Origin of the sequence: Citrobacter sp. Cpo065 (assembly GCF_030332805.1) — a bacterium.
GTDB classification, from domain to species: domain Bacteria; phylum Pseudomonadota; class Gammaproteobacteria; order Enterobacterales; family Enterobacteriaceae; genus Citrobacter; species Citrobacter portucalensis.
This window is the reverse complement of sequence record NZ_JAOWHC010000020.1, coordinates 429,422-446,138: the sequence shown is the minus strand read 5'-3', so window position 1 is coordinate 446,138 and position 16,717 is coordinate 429,422. Positions and strand designations below refer to the sequence as shown.

Annotated in this window: 19 protein-coding genes; 3 read left to right on the top strand and 16 right to left on the bottom strand. The window is 53.8% G+C overall.

All coding sequences use genetic code 11. The features are described from left to right. From tuf to fkpA, 9 genes are all read right to left on the bottom strand, one after another. Positions 1–1,169, bottom strand: a 1,169-nt coding sequence (tuf, locus tag OGY68_RS04965; RefSeq protein WP_049014834.1) for an elongation factor Tu, incomplete at its 3' end; no start/stop codon positions are given. Positions 1,170–1,238: 69 nt separating this feature from the next. After that, positions 1,239–3,353 carry an elongation factor G gene (fusA, locus tag OGY68_RS04960; RefSeq protein ID WP_003023659.1) on the bottom strand — a complete coding sequence of 705 codons (2,115 nt, stop codon included), beginning with the start codon at positions 3,351–3,353 and terminating at the stop codon, positions 1,239–1,241. Between the two features lie 96 nt (positions 3,354–3,449). Continuing rightward, positions 3,450–3,920 (bottom strand): 30S ribosomal protein S7, encoded by a 471-nt coding sequence (gene rpsG / locus OGY68_RS04955; RefSeq protein ID WP_003023657.1) that lies wholly within the window; start codon positions 3,918–3,920, stop codon positions 3,450–3,452. A 95-nt stretch (positions 3,921–4,015) separates the two neighbouring features. Then, positions 4,016–4,390: a 30S ribosomal protein S12 gene (gene rpsL, locus OGY68_RS04950; protein ID WP_003023654.1), complete on the bottom strand. Its 375-nt coding sequence runs from the start codon at positions 4,388–4,390 to the stop codon at positions 4,016–4,018. A gap of 125 nt (positions 4,391–4,515) precedes the next feature. Beyond that, on the bottom strand, positions 4,516–4,803 hold the full coding sequence (gene tusB / locus OGY68_RS04945) for a sulfurtransferase complex subunit TusB (RefSeq protein ID WP_008786292.1): 288 nt from the start codon (positions 4,801–4,803) through the stop codon (positions 4,516–4,518). A gap of 7 nt (positions 4,804–4,810) precedes the next feature. After that, positions 4,811–5,170 carry a sulfurtransferase complex subunit TusC gene (tusC, locus tag OGY68_RS04940; protein WP_003827771.1) on the bottom strand — a complete coding sequence of 120 codons (360 nt, stop codon included), beginning with the start codon at positions 5,168–5,170 and terminating at the stop codon, positions 4,811–4,813. Next, positions 5,170–5,556: a sulfurtransferase complex subunit TusD gene (gene tusD / locus OGY68_RS04935; RefSeq protein ID WP_057067137.1), complete on the bottom strand. Its 387-nt coding sequence runs from the start codon at positions 5,554–5,556 to the stop codon at positions 5,170–5,172. The genes tusC and tusD overlap by 1 nt, the downstream gene beginning before the upstream one ends. Beyond that, the gene (locus tag OGY68_RS04930; RefSeq protein WP_003023643.1) at positions 5,556–6,278 is read right to left on the bottom strand and encodes a helix-turn-helix transcriptional regulator; all 723 of its coding nucleotides are present in this window, start codon (positions 6,276–6,278) and stop codon (positions 5,556–5,558) included. Before OGY68_RS04930 ends, tusD begins: the two co-directional genes overlap by 1 nt. 167 nt (positions 6,279–6,445) lie before the next feature. Beyond that, entirely contained in the window at positions 6,446–7,264 is an 819-nt protein-coding gene (gene fkpA / locus OGY68_RS04925; protein WP_003827768.1) for an FKBP-type peptidyl-prolyl cis-trans isomerase, read from the bottom strand. 232 nt (positions 7,265–7,496) lie between these two features. On the opposite strand from fkpA, the gene OGY68_RS04920 reads away from it, so the two are divergent. Continuing rightward, on the top strand, positions 7,497–7,715 hold the full coding sequence (locus tag OGY68_RS04920) for a protein SlyX (protein ID WP_003023639.1): 219 nt from the start codon (positions 7,497–7,499) through the stop codon (positions 7,713–7,715). 113 nt (positions 7,716–7,828) lie between these two features. On the opposite strand, the gene slyD is transcribed toward OGY68_RS04920, so the two are convergent. The 4 genes from slyD to kefG all read right to left on the bottom strand — a co-directional run bounded on the left by slyD (position 7,829) and on the right by kefG (position 11,101). Further along, positions 7,829–8,440, bottom strand: coding sequence for a peptidylprolyl isomerase (slyD, locus tag OGY68_RS04915; RefSeq protein WP_008786294.1), 612 nt, complete (start codon positions 8,438–8,440; stop codon positions 7,829–7,831). 94 nt (positions 8,441–8,534) lie between these two features. Further along, entirely contained in the window at positions 8,535–8,735 is a 201-nt protein-coding gene (locus OGY68_RS04910; RefSeq protein ID WP_003023632.1) for a YheV family putative zinc ribbon protein, read from the bottom strand. A gap of 9 nt (positions 8,736–8,744) precedes the next feature. Further along, complete coding sequence (gene kefB, locus OGY68_RS04905) at positions 8,745–10,550, bottom strand: glutathione-regulated potassium-efflux system protein KefB (RefSeq protein ID WP_003827759.1); 1,806 nt, start codon at positions 10,548–10,550, stop codon at positions 8,745–8,747. Continuing rightward, on the bottom strand, positions 10,550–11,101 hold the full coding sequence (gene kefG, locus OGY68_RS04900) for a glutathione-regulated potassium-efflux system ancillary protein KefG (RefSeq protein WP_003023629.1): 552 nt from the start codon (positions 11,099–11,101) through the stop codon (positions 10,550–10,552). The genes kefB and kefG overlap by 1 nt, the downstream gene beginning before the upstream one ends. 132 nt (positions 11,102–11,233) lie before the next feature. Here kefG and OGY68_RS04895 point away from each other — a divergent pair, with 132 nt between their 5' ends. Continuing rightward, on the top strand, positions 11,234–13,135 hold the full coding sequence (locus OGY68_RS04895; protein ID WP_057067138.1) for an ABC transporter ATP-binding protein: 1,902 nt from the start codon (positions 11,234–11,236) through the stop codon (positions 13,133–13,135). 16 nt (positions 13,136–13,151) lie between these two features. Beyond that, on the top strand, positions 13,152–14,084 hold the full coding sequence (locus OGY68_RS04890) for a LysR family transcriptional regulator (RefSeq protein ID WP_057067186.1): 933 nt from the start codon (positions 13,152–13,154) through the stop codon (positions 14,082–14,084). Between the two features lie 93 nt (positions 14,085–14,177). Here the strand turns inward: OGY68_RS04890 and mdcH are convergent, their stop codons facing one another. From mdcH to OGY68_RS04875, 3 genes are read right to left on the bottom strand one after another with little or no spacing between them, the layout of a single operon-like run. After that, on the bottom strand, positions 14,178–15,074 hold the full coding sequence (mdcH, locus tag OGY68_RS04885; protein WP_057067139.1) for a malonate decarboxylase subunit epsilon: 897 nt from the start codon (positions 15,072–15,074) through the stop codon (positions 14,178–14,180). Further along, positions 15,074–15,691 (bottom strand): malonate decarboxylase holo-ACP synthase, encoded by a 618-nt coding sequence (locus OGY68_RS04880; protein ID WP_032945182.1) that lies wholly within the window; start codon positions 15,689–15,691, stop codon positions 15,074–15,076. Before OGY68_RS04880 ends, mdcH begins: the two co-directional genes overlap by 1 nt. A 3-nt stretch (positions 15,692–15,694) precedes the next feature. Beyond that, positions 15,695–16,654 carry an AEC family transporter gene (locus tag OGY68_RS04875; protein ID WP_032945183.1) on the bottom strand — a complete coding sequence of 320 codons (960 nt, stop codon included), beginning with the start codon at positions 16,652–16,654 and terminating at the stop codon, positions 15,695–15,697. Positions 16,655–16,717: the final 63 nt, after the last annotated feature.

The following is a 16,717-nucleotide window of genomic DNA, read 5'->3' as shown; positions in this document are numbered from 1 at the left end:
GCAACAACGCCCGCACCAACAGTACGGCCGCCTTCACGGATTGCGAAACGCAGACCGTCGTCCATCGCGATTGGGTGGATCAGGGTAACAACCATTTTGATGTTGTCGCCCGGCATTACCATCTCTACGCCTTCCGGCAGTTCGATGGTACCAGTCACGTCAGTAGTACGGAAGTAGAACTGCGGACGGTAGCCTTTGAAGAACGGAGTATGACGGCCGCCTTCGTCTTTGGACAGAATGTACACTTCAGATTCGAACTTGGTGTGCGGCTTGATAGAGCCCGGCTTAGCCAGTACCTGACCACGTTCGATTTCTTCACGTTTGATACCACGCAGCAGAACACCAACGTTCTCACCAGCACGGCCTTCGTCCAGCAGTTTGCGGAACATTTCAACGCCAGTACAGGTAGACTTAGCAGTCTCTTTGATACCAACGATTTCAACTTCTTCACCAACTTTGATGATACCGCGTTCTACACGACCGGTAACAACGGTACCACGACCGGAGATGGAGAATACGTCTTCGATAGGCAGCAGGAACGGCTTGTCAATCGCACGCTCTGGTTCTGGGATGTAAGAATCCAGGAAGCCAGCCAGTTCGATGATTTTCGCTTCCCACTCTGCTTCGCCTTCCAGCGCTTTCAGAGCAGAACCACGAACGATCGGAGTGTCGTCGCCCGGGAAATCGTACTGAGACAGAAGTTCACGAACTTCCATTTCTACCAGTTCCAGCAGCTCTTCGTCATCAACCATGTCGCATTTGTTCAGGAACACGATGATGTACGGAACGCCTACCTGACGACCCAGCAGGATGTGCTCACGAGTCTGCGGCATCGGGCCGTCAGTCGCAGCAACAACCAGGATCGCGCCGTCCATCTGCGCAGCACCGGTGATCATGTTTTTAACATAGTCGGCGTGGCCCGGGCAGTCTACGTGTGCGTAGTGGCGAGTCGGGGTGTCATATTCAACGTGAGAAGTGTTGATGGTGATACCACGAGCTTTTTCTTCCGGCGCGTTATCGATCTGGTCGAATGCACGAGCAGCACCGCCGTAGGTTTTAGCCAGTACGGTAGTGATTGCAGCGGTCAGGGTAGTTTTACCGTGGTCAACGTGGCCGATGGTGCCGACGTTAACGTGCGGTTTTGTACGTTCAAATTTTTCTTTAGACACGGCTATATTCCTTACTATAGTGCTCTCCCCTATGGAGAGAGCACGGGACTTAGGTTTTAATCCTGTGGATTATTTACCACGGGCTTCAATAACGGCCTGAGCAACGTTGTTCGGCGCATCGTCGTACTTCAGGAACTCCATGGAGTAAGAAGCACGGCCTTTGGTCAGAGAACGCAGCTGGGTTGCATATCCGAACATTTCAGACAGCGGAACTTCAGCATGGATAACAACGCCAGTGACGTTGGATTCCTGACCACGAAGCATACCACGACGGCGGCTCAAGTCACCGATTACGTCACCGGTGTTCTCTTCCGGAGTCTCTACTTCAACCTTCATGATAGGCTCAAGCAGAACTGGTTTCGCTTTCTTAAAGCCATCTTTGAAGGCGATAGAAGCGGCCAGTTTAAACGCCAGCTCAGAGGAGTCAACGTCATGGTAAGAACCGAAGTGCAGACGCACGCCCAGATCAACAACCGGGTAACCAGCCAGCGGGCCAGATTTCAGCTGTTCCTGGATGCCTTTATCAACGGCCGGGATGTATTCGCCAGGAATTACACCACCTTTGATGTCGTTGATGAACTCGTAGCCTTTCGGGTTTGAACCCGGCTCCAGCGGGTACATGTCGATAACAACATGACCGTACTGACCGCGACCACCAGACTGCTTAGCGTGTTTACCTTCGATATCGGTAACTTTCGCGCGAATCGCTTCGCGGTAAGCAACCTGAGGTTTACCGACGTTCGCTTCAACGTTGAATTCACGCTTCATACGGTCAACGATGATGTCGAGGTGCAGCTCACCCATACCAGCGATAATGGTCTGGTTAGATTCTTCGTCAGTCCATACGCGGAATGACGGGTCTTCTTTAGCCAGACGGCCCAGAGCCAGACCCATTTTTTCCTGGTCAGCTTTGGTTTTCGGTTCTACCGCGATGGAAATTACCGGCTCAGGGAATTCCATACGTTCCAGAATGATCGGGTGATCCGGGTCACACAGAGTGTCACCAGTGGTCACGTCTTTCAGACCGATTGCAGCAGCGATATCGCCCGCGCGAACTTCTTTGATCTCTTCACGTTTGTTAGCGTGCATCTGTACGATACGGCCGAAACGTTCACGTGCAGTTTTCACGGAGTTCAGGATGGTGTCACCGGAGTTAACCACACCAGAGTACACGCGGAAGAAGGTCAGGTTACCCACGAACGGGTCAGTAGCGATTTTGAATGCCAGAGCAGCAAACGGCTCGTCATCGCTAGCATGACGCTCAGCAGGAGTATCTTTACCGTCGTCCAGAATACCGTTGATCGCAGGTACGTCTACTGGGGATGGCAGGTAATCAATTACCGCATCCAGCATCGCCTGAACACCTTTGTTCTTGAACGCAGAACCACAGGTTACCAGGATGATTTCGTTGTTCAGAACACGCTGACGCAGAGCTTTTTTGATCTCTTCTTCAGTCAGTTCTTCACCACCCAGGTATTTCTCCATCAGCTCTTCTGAAGCTTCTGCAGCGGACTCGATCAGGTTCTGGTGCCATTCTTCAGCCAGTTCCTGCATGTCAGCCGGGATATCTTCATAAGTGAAGGTTACGCCTGCATCTTCTTCGTTCCAGTTGATGGCTTTCATTTTCACCAGGTCAACAACACCGGTGAACGCTTCTTCAGCGCCAATTGCCAGCTGCAGCGGAACAGGGTTCGCGCCCAGACGGGTTTTGATCTGACCAACAACTTTCAGGAAGTTCGCACCCATACGGTCCATTTTGTTAACGAACGCAATGCGCGGAACTTTATATTTGTTTGCCTGACGCCATACGGTTTCAGACTGAGGCTGAACACCACCAACTGCGCAGTAAACCATTACTGCACCATCAAGCACACGCATGGAACGTTCTACTTCGATAGTGAAGTCAACGTGCCCCGGGGTGTCGATGATGTTTACGCGATGCGGTTCATACTGCTTAGCCATACCAGACCAGAATGCAGTAGTCGCTGCGGAGGTGATAGTAATACCACGTTCCTGCTCCTGCTCCATCCAGTCCATGGTGGCTGCGCCGTCATGAACTTCACCGATTTTATGGTTTACACCGGTGTAGAACAGAATACGTTCGGTAGTAGTGGTTTTACCGGCGTCGATGTGCGCACTGATACCGATGTTACGGTAGCGCGCGATGGGTGTTGTACGAGCCATTTGATTCCTCGTTTATCTTTTAGGCGTTCAATTTAAGTAGCCCAAAGCGGGCTGCTTACTAGAAGCGCCCGCCTGGTGACTAAAACTCCGAAGGGATTACCAACGGTAGTGTGCGAACGCCTTGTTGGCTTCTGCCATACGGTGAACGTCTTCACGTTTCTTAACTGCAGTACCTTTGTTTTCTGCAGCATCAGAAAGTTCGTTCGCCAGGCGCAGAGCCATGGATTTATCACCGCGTTTACGAGCAGCTTCAACGATCCAACGCATTGCCAGAGCATTACGACGGACCGGACGGACTTCAACTGGTACCTGATAAGTAGAACCACCAACGCGGCGAGACTTAACTTCGACAGTCGGGCGCACGTTTTCGAGAGCTACTTCGAAAGCTTCCAGTTCGTTTTTACCAGAACGCTGAGCCAGGGTCTCCAGCGCGCTGTATACGATAGTTTCGGCAGTAGATTTTTTACCATCTACCATCAGGATATTTACAAATTTAGCCAGCAGTTCTGATCCGAACTTCGGATCCGGCAGAATTTTACGCTGACCAATGACGCGACGACGTGGCATGGAAATACTCCGTTGTTAATTCAGGATTGTCCAAAACTCTAAGAGTTTAGTTTGACATTAATATAAAACGTTTGGCCTTACTTAACGGAGAACCATTAAGCCTTAGGACGTTTCACGCCATACTTGGAGCGTGATTGCTTACGGTCTTTAACGCCGGAGCAGTCAAGCGCACCACGAACGGTGTGGTAACGAACACCCGGGAGGTCTTTTACACGACCGCCACGGATCAGGATCACGGAGTGCTCCTGCAGGTTGTGACCTTCACCACCGATGTAGGAAGTCACTTCAAAACCGTTAGTCAGACGAACACGGCAAACTTTACGCAGTGCGGAGTTCGGTTTTTTAGGAGTGGTAGTATATACACGAGTACATACGCCACGTTTCTGCGGGCATGCTTCCAGCGCAGGCACGTTGCTTTTTGCAACTTTGCGTGCACGTGGTTTGCGTACCAGCTGGTTAACTGTTGCCATTAAATAGCTCCTGGTTTTAGCTTTTGCTTCGTAAACACGTAATAAAACGACCTCATACAATATGAGGACGCAGAATTTTAGGTCGGTGTCGAAAAGGTGTCAAGAAATATACAACGATCCCACAATTACCAGGACATCTGGCTGGGATGCTTCACCGTAAGTCTGACGAAGTCAGTATAGCTAACCCTGACGACACTGTCTGAAATTTGACCACTCAAACCGCGAGCCTTAATGTCTTCTTCCAGTACATAGACCTTAATGGAGGCATTTTGCAGACTTTCAAGGAAACGGCTGCCTTCGATTGCCGCCGTCACACCATCCTGGAGCAATAAAAGCTCATCGTCTTTATCTACCAGGCGAAGAAGAGAGGAGAAATCGGTAAGCCACGCGGAGCGATGTAGTGTGTGCAGCATGAGAGTCTCAAAACCTTAAAATGACGTCAAAGTTGCCTAACTCACGGCGTAAATCTTCCGGTTCAAGCGCTGTCGCATCGACCACAAAATTAACCCCCTGCTGAAGGCCCCGCTCGCGTAATGAAGCGGCGCACAGCCAACATTGATCGATATCGTACAACCCTAACAGCTTGAAGGTTGCGATATAGTCTCGCGCCAGCACGGCATCCGGTTGTTGTCCCTGGAGGATTTGAAAGACTCCATCGCCGATAAAAAACACGCCGAGGTCTTCCGTTAATGCAGATGTCGCCAGCAATGCATCTAACCCTTCACGGCCAGATGCGCTGCCGTGCGGCACGGTAGAAAAAACAAAAGCAACACGTTTCATCAGAACTGCACCACGCGATCGCAGGTCAGGGATGCCTCAGCCAGCGATCCAAGTCCGCTGAGGTTAAAACCTGATTGTAAATTAGCCCCTGCCAGTCCCAGCCGCTTTGCCTCAGTTTCATCAACAATGCCGCGACGCAACGCCGCCGCCACGCAGATATTCAGCGTTACACCATGCTGTTGGTTCAGCTGTTGCCAGGCCCGCACCAGATCATATTCATCACTGGCGGGTGAAGTCAGTAAGTTGGCGTTATATACACCTTCTCGATAGAAAAAGACGCTGCATAACTCATGCCCTTCTTCGAGAAGCGCATGAGCAAATTGCAACGCGCTGCTCGCCTGCTGCGTGCCATAAGCAGGCCCTGTCACCATGATGGCAAAACGCATTACTTGTCTTGCCCCTGGAAATCGCCGCTTTTGAACTGACGAATATAGAGGTAGACCGTATGTTTGGAGATGTTCAGCCGATCGGCGACCTGATTGATGGCATCTTTAATATCGAAGATGCCTTTCTCATATAAATTCAGGACGATCTGGCGGTTCTTCGCGTTGTTGGAAACATTGCGATCGGCATTCACTTCTTCGATCGTGAATTCCAGCGTCTGGGTAACCAGATCTTCCACCGAAGAAGCGAAGTTGACGGCAGAGCCCACTTCCGGGGTTTCCGGTGGGATAAAGGTATTCATTATCTGCGAGAAAGGAACATCAAGGTTCATGTTGATGCACAGCAGACCAATCACGCGATGCTCACGGTTGCGAATGGCAATCGTCACCGACTTCATCAAGACACCGCTTTTCGCACGTGTGAAGTAACACTTCGACACGCTGCTATCCGCACCCGTCATATCATGCAGCATACGCAACGCAAGGTCAGTAATCGGTGAGCCAATTTTACGGCCCGTGTGTTCACCGTTAGCAATGCGGATGGCCGAGCATTTCAAATCCTGCAAAGAGTGCAATACGATTTCACAATGGGAACCAATGAGCATCGCCAACCCGTCCACTACCGCTTCGTAGGATTTGAGGATATCGAAGTCGGTTTGATCGAAAGGACGTTGATCCAGCAAATCTAGCTCACTGGTTTCGTTGGTTAAAAGCGACCTGGACATGAAAAAAAGCACTCCTTTTCAGGAGCCTGTCGTTATGTTGTCAGGGCAGGCTCATCACTATTATAGGGGCATCTAAAGTAATACAGCGCACAAGGCGCTTTCCAGTATTAATTATATCCTGTCGATAATAAAAAACCGCCGCCCTGTGGGCGGCGGTTTCTGTTAGCTTATTTTTTGCTGCTGTCGGCAGCTTTATCTGCCGGTGCAGCATCTGGCTGCGCGTCAGCTTTCGGTGCCGGTTTGATGTCTAACAGTTCAACATCAAAGACCAGCGTAGAGTTGGCTGGAATACCCGGGACGCCCGTTTTGCCGTAAGCCAGATCCGGTGGGATAACCAGCTGGATTTTGCCGCCTTTCTTGATGTTTTTCAGGCCTTCAGTCCAGCCTGGGATGACACCGTCAAGACGGAAAGACAGCGGCTCACCACGGGTGTAGGAGTTATCAAACTCTTTACCATCGATCAGCGTACCTTTGTAGTTGACTACCACGGTATCGCTGTCTTTCGGTGCAGCGCCAGTACCTTCTTTCTCTACTTTGTAGACCAGGCCAGTAGAAGAGGTTTTAACGCCTTTCTCTTTAGCAAATTTCTCGCGGTAAACTTTACCTTTGGCTTCGTTGTCAGCCGCGTCTTTTTCCATTTTCGCCTGAGCGGAGCTCTTCACGCGCGCTTCAAACGCCTGCAGAGTTTGTTCGATTTCCTGGTCAGACAGTTTGCTCTTGTCTGCAAACGCATCCTGAACACCAGCGATCAGCTGATCTTTATCCAGTTTGATGCCCAGTTTTTCCTGCTCTTTCAGAGAGTTTTCCATATAACGACCCAGGGACGCGCCCAGCGCGTAAGCGGCTTTTTGGTCGTCATTCTTGAATGCTGCTTTGCTGTCAGCAGTAGCGGCTGGTTTCGCAGCATCAGCAGCGAAGGTGATCGGGGCATGCAGAGCAACAGCCATTGTGGTCGCCAGCAGCGTTACTTTAAACAGTGATTTCATCCATATCTCCAGGGCCGGGGCATCTCACCCCAGGGTTAGCTAACATAAAAATGTACTATAAAGCGTTGCAGAACAAATCAACATACAGGCACGCCCTATTATCACCACTTTTCAGACTCTTTTTGTTTAAATTAGTTTCGTTACCGAAGATTGAGTGCTGTGCAAACAGGCAAAGTTAAGTAGAATTCGCCGCAGTCCGCGATCTACCGGAGAAAAAAGAAAGAGGTGAATCATGCAGGATACAACAATGGAAACTCGCCTGGCTGAACTGGAAAGTCGCCTGGCATTTCAGGAGATCACCATTGAAGAGCTCAACGTGACGGTGACCGCGCATGAACTGGAAATGGCCAAACTGCGCGACCATCTGCGTCTGCTGACGGAAAAGCTCAAAGCAACGCAGCCGTCCCACATTGCGTCGCAGTCTGAAGAGACCCCGCCGCCACATTATTGAGACGTAAAAAAAGCGGGGATATCCCCGCTTTTTTGTGCCGGATGACGACGTAAACGTCTTATCCGGCCTACGGTAGGCCTGATAAGCGTAGCGCCATCAGGCAATCATACAGATCAGTGGCAACCGCAGCCGCCGCCGTTACCTTTACCGCCACCGCCGCAGCAGCCTTCGCCGCCGTGCTCGTGACCATGGTCGTGACCGTGGCCGTGACCACCGCAGCAACCGTCATGACCGTGGTCATGATCGTGGTCGTGACCGTGCGCACCGTGAACGTGGCCGTGAGCCAGTTCTTCTTCGGTCGCTTCGCGGATAGCAACAACTTCTACGTTGAATTTCAGATTCTGGCCAGCCAGCATGTGGTTACCGTCAACCACAACGTGGTCGTCTTCCACTTCGGTAATTTCTACCGGTACTGGACCCTGGTCAGTTTCAGCCAGGAAACGCATGCCAACCTGCAGTTCGTCAACGCCCATGAAGACGTCTTTAGGAACGCGCTGCACCAGGTTTTCGTCGTACTGACCGTATGCGTCGTTTGCGCCAACAGCAACATCGAATTTGTCGCCAACTTCATGACCGTCCAGCGCTGTTTCCAGGCCAGAAATCAGGGAACCGTGACCATGCAGGTAGTCAAGCGGTGCACTCACCGGAGACTCATCAACCAACACACCGTCTTCTGTACGTACCTGATAGGCCAGGCTGACCACCAGGTCCTTTGCTACTTTCATGATATCTCCTGAGCATGGAAAGAATAGTGGCGCAGATTGTAGCGGAATTCTGCACCCGTGTACCCTCTAGCTTAAAAAAAGCTGCGCCATATCGCTAGTCCGGATGAAAAATCCCGATCACTTGCTCTTCTTTGCGAACGTGCTCGCGCGCCTCTTTATCGGCTTCCCGCATCTGATGACCGCACTTAACACACTCAACAATATCGATATTATTTTCGCGCCACATCGCCAGCGTATCCTGCGACTGGCAGGACGGACATTTTGCACCTGCGATAAAACGTTTACGAATTGCCATGGTTATCCTCTACTCAAATTCATCCCAGCCATCCAGCTGACGTCGCTCTTGCTGCATCTCTCGTTGGAAAATTTCCTCCAGCTCGCGCCGGGCTTCCCTGGCTCGAGAGATTTGTACCGTATCTGTATGCATGGGGATCAGTTCCCGCAGCATGCGCATATCCAGCCGCCGAAAATGCAGCTGAGCGCGCTGAGCCTGGTGCGGATGCATTCCCAGTGTAACCAGCGTTTTACGCCCCAACTCCAGCGCACTGGAGAACGTTTCGCGGGAAAACTGCGTCACACCAGCCTGTAATAACTCATGCGCCTCTACACGTCCGCGCGCTCGCGCAAGAATATGCAAATGCGGAAAATACTGTTGGCACAGTTCCACCAGTTTCATGGTGTCTTCAGGCTCATTACAGGTAATAACAATAGATTGCGCCGCCTCTGCCCCTGCGGAGCGCAACAGTTCCACCTGCGTGGCATCACCGTAATAAACCTTATAGCCATATTTACGCATCAGATTCACCGCGCTGATATCCCGCTCCAAAACGGTAATGCGCATTTTATTGGCCATCAACAGGCGACCAATAACCTGACCAAAACGCCCAAACCCCACCACAATCACCTGCGGTTTATCATCTTCCACCCAGGGTTTTTCATCTTCCTCATCCGTGCCGTTAAACTGGCGGGAGAGCCATTTATCAATCAGCTTCATCACCAGCGGTGTGGTCATCATCGACAGCGTGACGGTCACCAGCAGCAACGCCATTTGGTCGCCCTGAAACAGCCGTTGCGAGGATGCCGTTGAAAACAGCACGAAAGCGAATTCACCACCCTGACTTAAAACCCCGGCAAATTGCATCCGTTCAGAGCTTCTCATGCCGTTAAGACGCGCCAGCACATATAGCACCAGCATTTTTACGACCACCAGCACGATCACGCTCGCTGCCACCCACAGAATATGGGTGTAGAGCACGCCAAGATTGAGCGACATGCCAACGGAGATAAAAAACAGCCCGAGTAACAGGCCTTTAAACGGATCGATTGCCGTTTCCAACTCATGTCGGTATTCGCTTTCCGCCAGCAGCACGCCCGCGATAAACGTTCCCAGCGCCATTGACAGCCCCAGCGCATCCATAAATAAAGCAGAACCCAGCACCAACAGCAGCGTGGCAGCGGTGAACACTTCCCGCACGCCAGAATCCGCAATAAAGCGGAAAACCGGACGCAGCAAATAGCGACCGCCAATCAGCATGCCGGCAAAGGCCAGCACCTTCATCCCCACTTTGATCCAGTCAAAATGTTCGTCAGCAGAACCCGCCAGTAGCGGAACCAGTGCCAGCGCGGGGATCACCGCCAGATCCTGAAACAGCAGTACCGAAAAACCCAGTTGTCCGGATTCACTGCGGTTCATGCCTTTTTCGCGCATTAACTGTAGCGCCATAGCGGTCGATGACATCGCCAGACCAATGCCGCCAACCACTGCCGCCTGCCAGGAGAACGCAGTGAGCATCAATAATCCGGCCAGCACCACCGCGCTCAGCATCACCTGCGCGGCACCGACGCCAAAAATTGAACGCCGCAGTTGCCACAGTTTGGCGGGATTAAGTTCCAGCCCAATGATGAACATAAGAAAGACTACGCCCAGCTCGGAAAAGTGCAGAATTTCATCCACATCGCTGATGAATCCTAATCCCCACGGGCCGATAGCAATACCCGCCAGCAAGTAACCCAGCACCGGACCGATACCCAGCTTTGAGGCCAGGGGAACTGCAGCCACCGCCGCGAAGAGGAACAACACTCCCGCTGTCAATAAATCAGAACCTTCCATCAGCGGCCTCCCACAGGGATCGGATTCGCCAGCCAGTCACCATACGCTTTCGCATGGCTGTCCAGCTCCTGCTTCGTTTGCCGTCTGGCCCAGTAAACGATAATTGGGCTCATCCAGTGCATACGGCACATACCGGCCGTTAGCTCGAAAGGGCGCAGCACATCGCTCATTGGATAACGGTTTAGCGCGTCATAGCGGTAGGCACTTTCCGGTTCTCCGGTAGTGATAACGCTACGCCAGTACTTTCCCGCCAGTTGATTCCCTCCGGGGCCGCTGGCAAATCCGCGGCTCAGTACGCGGTCAAGCCATTCCTTTAACAGCGCCGGACAGCTATAGGTGTAGAGCGGATGCTGAAAAACAATCACATCATGCTCACGCAGTAGCGCCTGCTCATGCGGAATATCGATAAAAAAATCAGGATAGTGTGCGTAAAGGTCGTGCACGGTAACATTGCTAAGCTGCATGGCCGGTTTAAGCAGGACTCGGTTCGCGACCGAGTCCTGAGATTCCGGATGGGCATACAGCAGCAAGACTTTCGCTGGCTGGAACATCATCCCCCTCCCGGTTTTGTCTTTTGTCTATTTTCGACGTTTTGGGCTACCATTGCGCCTCGGTGCGGCAAATGGCCCACACATTACATTATCATAATGATAAATTAACATAGTCTGAACATACGGCGCCTTATGATTGTTTTCTCATCGTTACAAATTCGTCGCGGCGTGCGCGTCTTGCTGGACAATGCCACGGCCACCATTAATCCTGGGCAGAAGGTTGGCCTGGTGGGTAAAAATGGCTGCGGTAAATCTACCCTGCTGGCATTGCTGAAAAATGAACTCAGCGCCGACGCCGGAGGATTTACCTATCCGGGAAACTGGCAGCTTGCGTGGGTGAATCAGGAAACGCCAGCATTGCCGCAGCCCGCGCTGGAGTACGTCATTGACGGCGACCGCGAGTATCGTCAACTGGAAGCGCAGTTGAACGATGCCAACGAACGTAACGATGGACATGCCATTGCCACTGTCCATGGCAAGCTGGATGCCATCGACGCCTGGACCGTGCGCTCACGCGCCGCCAGCCTGCTGCATGGCCTCGGTTTCTCCAACGAGCAGCTTGAACGTCCGGTCAGCGACTTCTCCGGTGGCTGGCGTATGCGTCTCAACCTGGCCCAGGCGCTGATCTGCCGTTCAGACCTGCTGCTGCTCGATGAACCCACCAACCACCTCGATCTCGACGCGGTAATCTGGCTGGAAAGATGGCTGAAAAGCTATCAGGGCACGCTGATCTTGATCTCCCACGACCGCGACTTCCTCGATCCGGTGGTGGATAAAATTATTCATATCGAACAGCAAACCATGTTCGAGTACACCGGCAACTACAGCGCGTTTGAAATCCAGCGTGCAACCCGCCTCGCACAGCAACAGGCAATGTACGAAAGCCAGCAGGAGCGCGTGGCGCATCTGCAAAGCTATATCGATCGTTTCCGCGCTAAAGCAACGAAAGCAAAACAGGCGCAGAGCCGTATCAAAATGCTGGAACGCATGGAGCTGATTGCCCCTGCGCACGTGGACAACCCGTTCCACTTCAGCTTCCGTGAGCCGGAAAGCCTGCCAAACCCGCTGCTGAAGATGGAAAAGGTTAGCGCTGGCTACGGCGATCGCGTCATTCTCGATTCGATCAAACTGAATCTGGTGCCGGGTTCCCGCATCGGCCTGCTCGGTCGCAACGGCGCGGGTAAATCGACACTGATTAAGCTGCTGGCCGGCGAACTGGCCCCAATCAGCGGTGAGATTGGCCTGGCGAAAGGCATCAAACTGGGCTACTTCGCGCAGCACCAGCTGGAGTTTTTACGCGCCGATGAATCACCCATTCAGCATCTGGCACGCATGGCACCGCAGGAACTGGAGCAGAAACTGCGTGACTACCTGGGTGGATTCGGCTTCCAGGGCGATAAAGTCAGCGAAGAGACACGCCGCTTCTCCGGTGGCGAAAAAGCGCGTCTAGTACTGGCGTTGATCGTCTGGCAGCGCCCTAACCTGCTGCTGCTCGATGAACCAACCAACCACCTGGACTTGGATATGCGTCAGGCGCTGACCGAGGCGCTGATCGATTTTGAAGGCGCGCTGGTTGTCGTCTCGCACGACCGTCACCTGATCCGCTCCACCACCGACGACCTCTATCTGGTACACGACAAGAAAGTCGAGCCGTTTGATGGCGATCTGGAGGATTATCAGCAGTGGCTGAGCGATGTCCAGAAACAGGAAAACCAGGGCGACGAACCGGCGAAAGAGAGCGTTAACAGCGCCCAGGCGCGTAAAGACCAGAAGCGCCGCGAAGCGGAACTGCGCTCCCTGACGCAGCCGCTGCGTAAAGAGATTACCCGTCTGGAAAAAGAGATGGAGAAACTGCACGCACAACTGGCGCAGGCGGAAGAAAAACTCGGCGACAGCGAACTGTACGACCAAAGTCGCAAAGCCGAACTTACCGCCTGTTTGCAGCAGCAGGCCAGTGCGAAATCCGGGCTGGAAGAGTGTGAAATGGCCTGGCTGGATGCGCAGGAACAGCTCGAACAGATGCTGGCCGACTAACTTTGGGAAGACGATGATGAATCAGCTGACGACCAACGATATTACCTTCCGCAAGCTGACCATCTTCATGACCTTTATGGAGAAGGGTAACATCGCCCGCACCGCCGAGGCGCTGAACATCAGCGGCGTTAGCGTTCACCGGGCGTTGCACACGCTGGAAGAGAACGTTCGTTGCCCGCTGTTCGTTCACAAAGGACGTAATCTTATCGCCCAACCCGCAGCGTGGACGCTGCTGGAGTACTGCCAGGAAGTCATCCAACTGATGGAGCGCGGGCTGGAAGAGACGCGCAAAACGGCAGGTGTGGGTCAGGGTCGTTTACGCGTTGGCACGCTCTACTCACTGACGCTGGAGACGGTGCCGCACCTGATTATGGGCATGAAGCTGCGCCGCCCGGATCTGGAGCTGGATCTCACCATGGGCTCCAACGAAGCGCTGCTGAAGATGCTGGAAAACGGTACGCTGGACGCGATCCTGATTTCCATTTCAGAAAGCGAAATCGACCGCAACAGCCTCGAAGTGCTGCCCCTGTTCCACGACGATATCTACCTCGCCGCGCCGATGTCCGCTACGCTGGACGCCACCATGAAGGCGGACCTGCGTCACTATCGCAATGAGAAGTTTGTCTCACTGGCGGAAGGCTTCGCCACCTATGCCGGTTTTCAGGAAGCGTTTCATATCGCCGGGTTTGAGCCGGAAATCGTTACCCGCGTAAACGACATCTTCTCGATGCTCAGTCTGGTACAGGCAGGGGTTGGTTTCTGTTTGATGCCGGGGCGAATGAAGAAAATGTATGAGAATACCGTGAAGCTGCAAAAATTGGCTGAGCCCTATCAGATGCAGCAGCTTATCGCGATTGTCTTTGCCCGCAACCGCGAGCGTGACCCAAGCCTGTTGGCGCTGGCCGCCGAAGGGCGGATGTATGCGCGCAGCCTTAAGCCAAACGACTGATTGCCGGATGGCGACGCTTTGCGTCTTATCCGGCCTACGCGTTTCGAGCCGGTTTTGTAGGCCCGATAAGCGCAACGTCATCGGGCAATCACATCACGCACGAAGGTGTTTCGCCAGATGCACAGCAACATCCACGCCGCTGCGCTCCAGAGAAACAGACTCCCCTTCCCACGCCGCCTGACGCGTTAAGCAGGTCAGCACGCCACCGGGCGGCATTTCAATCGCAAGCCGCGCTTCACGTTCGTTAGCGGAGATAACCGCCTCCTGCCAGCGCACGGTACGCGCCATATTCATCGCCAGGTCGTCAGCAATCCGCTCCGGCTGCCACAGTACGCGCCCGGTGCTGCCGCTGAGGTAGGCGTAGCGTGGGCGAGAAAGCGTCACCTTACTGAAAGCCTCAACCAGCTTTTGTGCCGGTTCCGCCAGTAGTTCACAGTGAGAAGGCACGCTCACCGCCAGCCGGTGCGCCTTGCTGGCGCCTTTCTCCAGCGCGCGTTTTGCCACATCGGCCATCGCTTCATCGCTACCCGCAATCACAATCTGCGTTTCGGCATTCAGGTTGGCGATATAGGTTCCGCTGCCTGCCACCAGACTTTCCACCTGACTTAACGTTAGCCCCATAATCGCCGTCAGGCCGTAGCCATGCGGATACGCCTGCTCCATTAAGTCACCGCGCAGCGCCACGAGCCGCAGCGCGTCGGCAAAATCCAGCGCCCCGGCGAGCACCGCTGCCGGGTAAGCGCCGATAGACAAACCGCTGACGATATCCGGCGACACGCCGCGACGCTCCAGCTCATGCGACCACGCAACGCCCGCAATCAACAGTGACAGCTGCACCGCGCGGGTATGCTGTAGCGCCATCGGCGTGTCGAGTGTATCGGCCTCTGCGCCCAGCACCTCCCGTGCCTGCGCCAGCTCTGTTCCCGGCAGGTTTTGCAGCATCCCCGGATGCTGAGTTCCTTGCCCCGGAAAGGTAAACAGAATTTTCATTACTCCTCCCTGCTCCACGGGTCGCTCACCAGACGCGGCCCCTGCGCGGTTTTTAACAGTGCTTTACCGTCGCGCAGCCATTCGTTAAGGGCAAATGCGCCACAGGGCGTCTCAACCTGGGTATCGGCACGGCAAAGCCCTCCCGCCACCTGCTGTTGCCATTTGACCAACAGCTCGCGTGATAACGGCTGAGGCGCGCGGATCAGCAGATCCAGATCGCTTGCCGCGTGGATCACCGGGATCCCGGTAGCCAGCGCATAGCCGGTACTGCCGGTGATGCCCCACGTCCACGGCCACGCCTGCTGCGTCAATAACAACGCCACCTGAAGCGGTGGCTGAGAGATAAAAGGCGAACGCAGCAGCGACAGCGGATCCACCAGCAATTCCGGCGAGCAGACGCGAACGACCGCCTCCGCTTTCACCCAACCGGCGGCGCGCTGGTCGCGCTTCATCCCGCGGACGCCCACGGGAATACGCCCCTGCGCATCAACATCACGCCGTACGACCACCGGCAGGCCGCTATGCCAGACGGTATCCACCCAGGATTCCGTGACATCTTCGAGCGCGTCGCGCGCGTTCAGCCAGATAAGGTCGTGTGGGCGTAATGTTGTGCTCATGATTTAGATTCCTGAAGTCAGCGAGATAAACAGCGGCAGCGACAGGATACACAGTACGGAGCTCAACAGCAGCACGGCTTCTGCATCAGGCGACTGCACGCCAAAGCGGTTACCGAACACCACGCCGAAGAAACCCGCGGACAGCGCAATCATCAGGATAGCGGTAATCGCCACGGAACCATGCAGGCCGAAAATCAGCACGATACCCCAGGCAATAGCCGGTTGAATCAGCAGCTTAGTGATGGTGGAGGTAATCACCACGGTGTTGATCTGCAGTTTACGCGCAGAAAGAATGACGCCGGTCAGGAATAGCGCCGCCGCAGTAGCAGACAGACCCAACGGTTTGATCGCCGCCAGCACCAGCTCCGGCATTTTAATACCAATCGCGGAGAGGATGACCCCCAGCAGCGGGCCCATGACGATCGGTTTTTTGATCGAGCGCCACATCAGCACCGGCAGCATGGAGAGTGTAGAACCGGAGTTTCCACCTTCCGCGCGCGCTTTCTCACGTTCGAGGATCAGCAGGCAGAACGGCGTCATCAATACGGAACCGCAGGCAATGGAAACGGCAACGGACAGCGAGGTGGAAGAGGTTTCACCCAGCACGCTACCCAAAATCGGCAAGCCCAGCGCGGCGTAGTTTGGCAGCGCAACGGTCAGGGTCAGCACGGCGGCGTCCTGTGGAGATTTCTTGAAAACTTTGGTCGCCATAAAGTAGATGGCGGCATAGGTAATCCACATCGCCAGCGTCAGTACCACAATCAGCGGTGACTGCGCGACGATACCCGCCCACGGCGTTTGTACCGTGGCGCTAAACAGCGCTGCGGGTAACGCAAAGTCCATCACGAAGATATTGAGCAGGGAGACATTTTTGTTGTCCACCATTTTGGCCTTCCCGGCCCAGAATCCCAGCAGCATGATGACGAAAATCGGAGCAAGAGCATGAACAATTACGTAAGTCATATTTCACCTGTAATGAAAAAAGTTAGCACTGGCGCGATGATTATTATTTTTTCAGATGCAGTG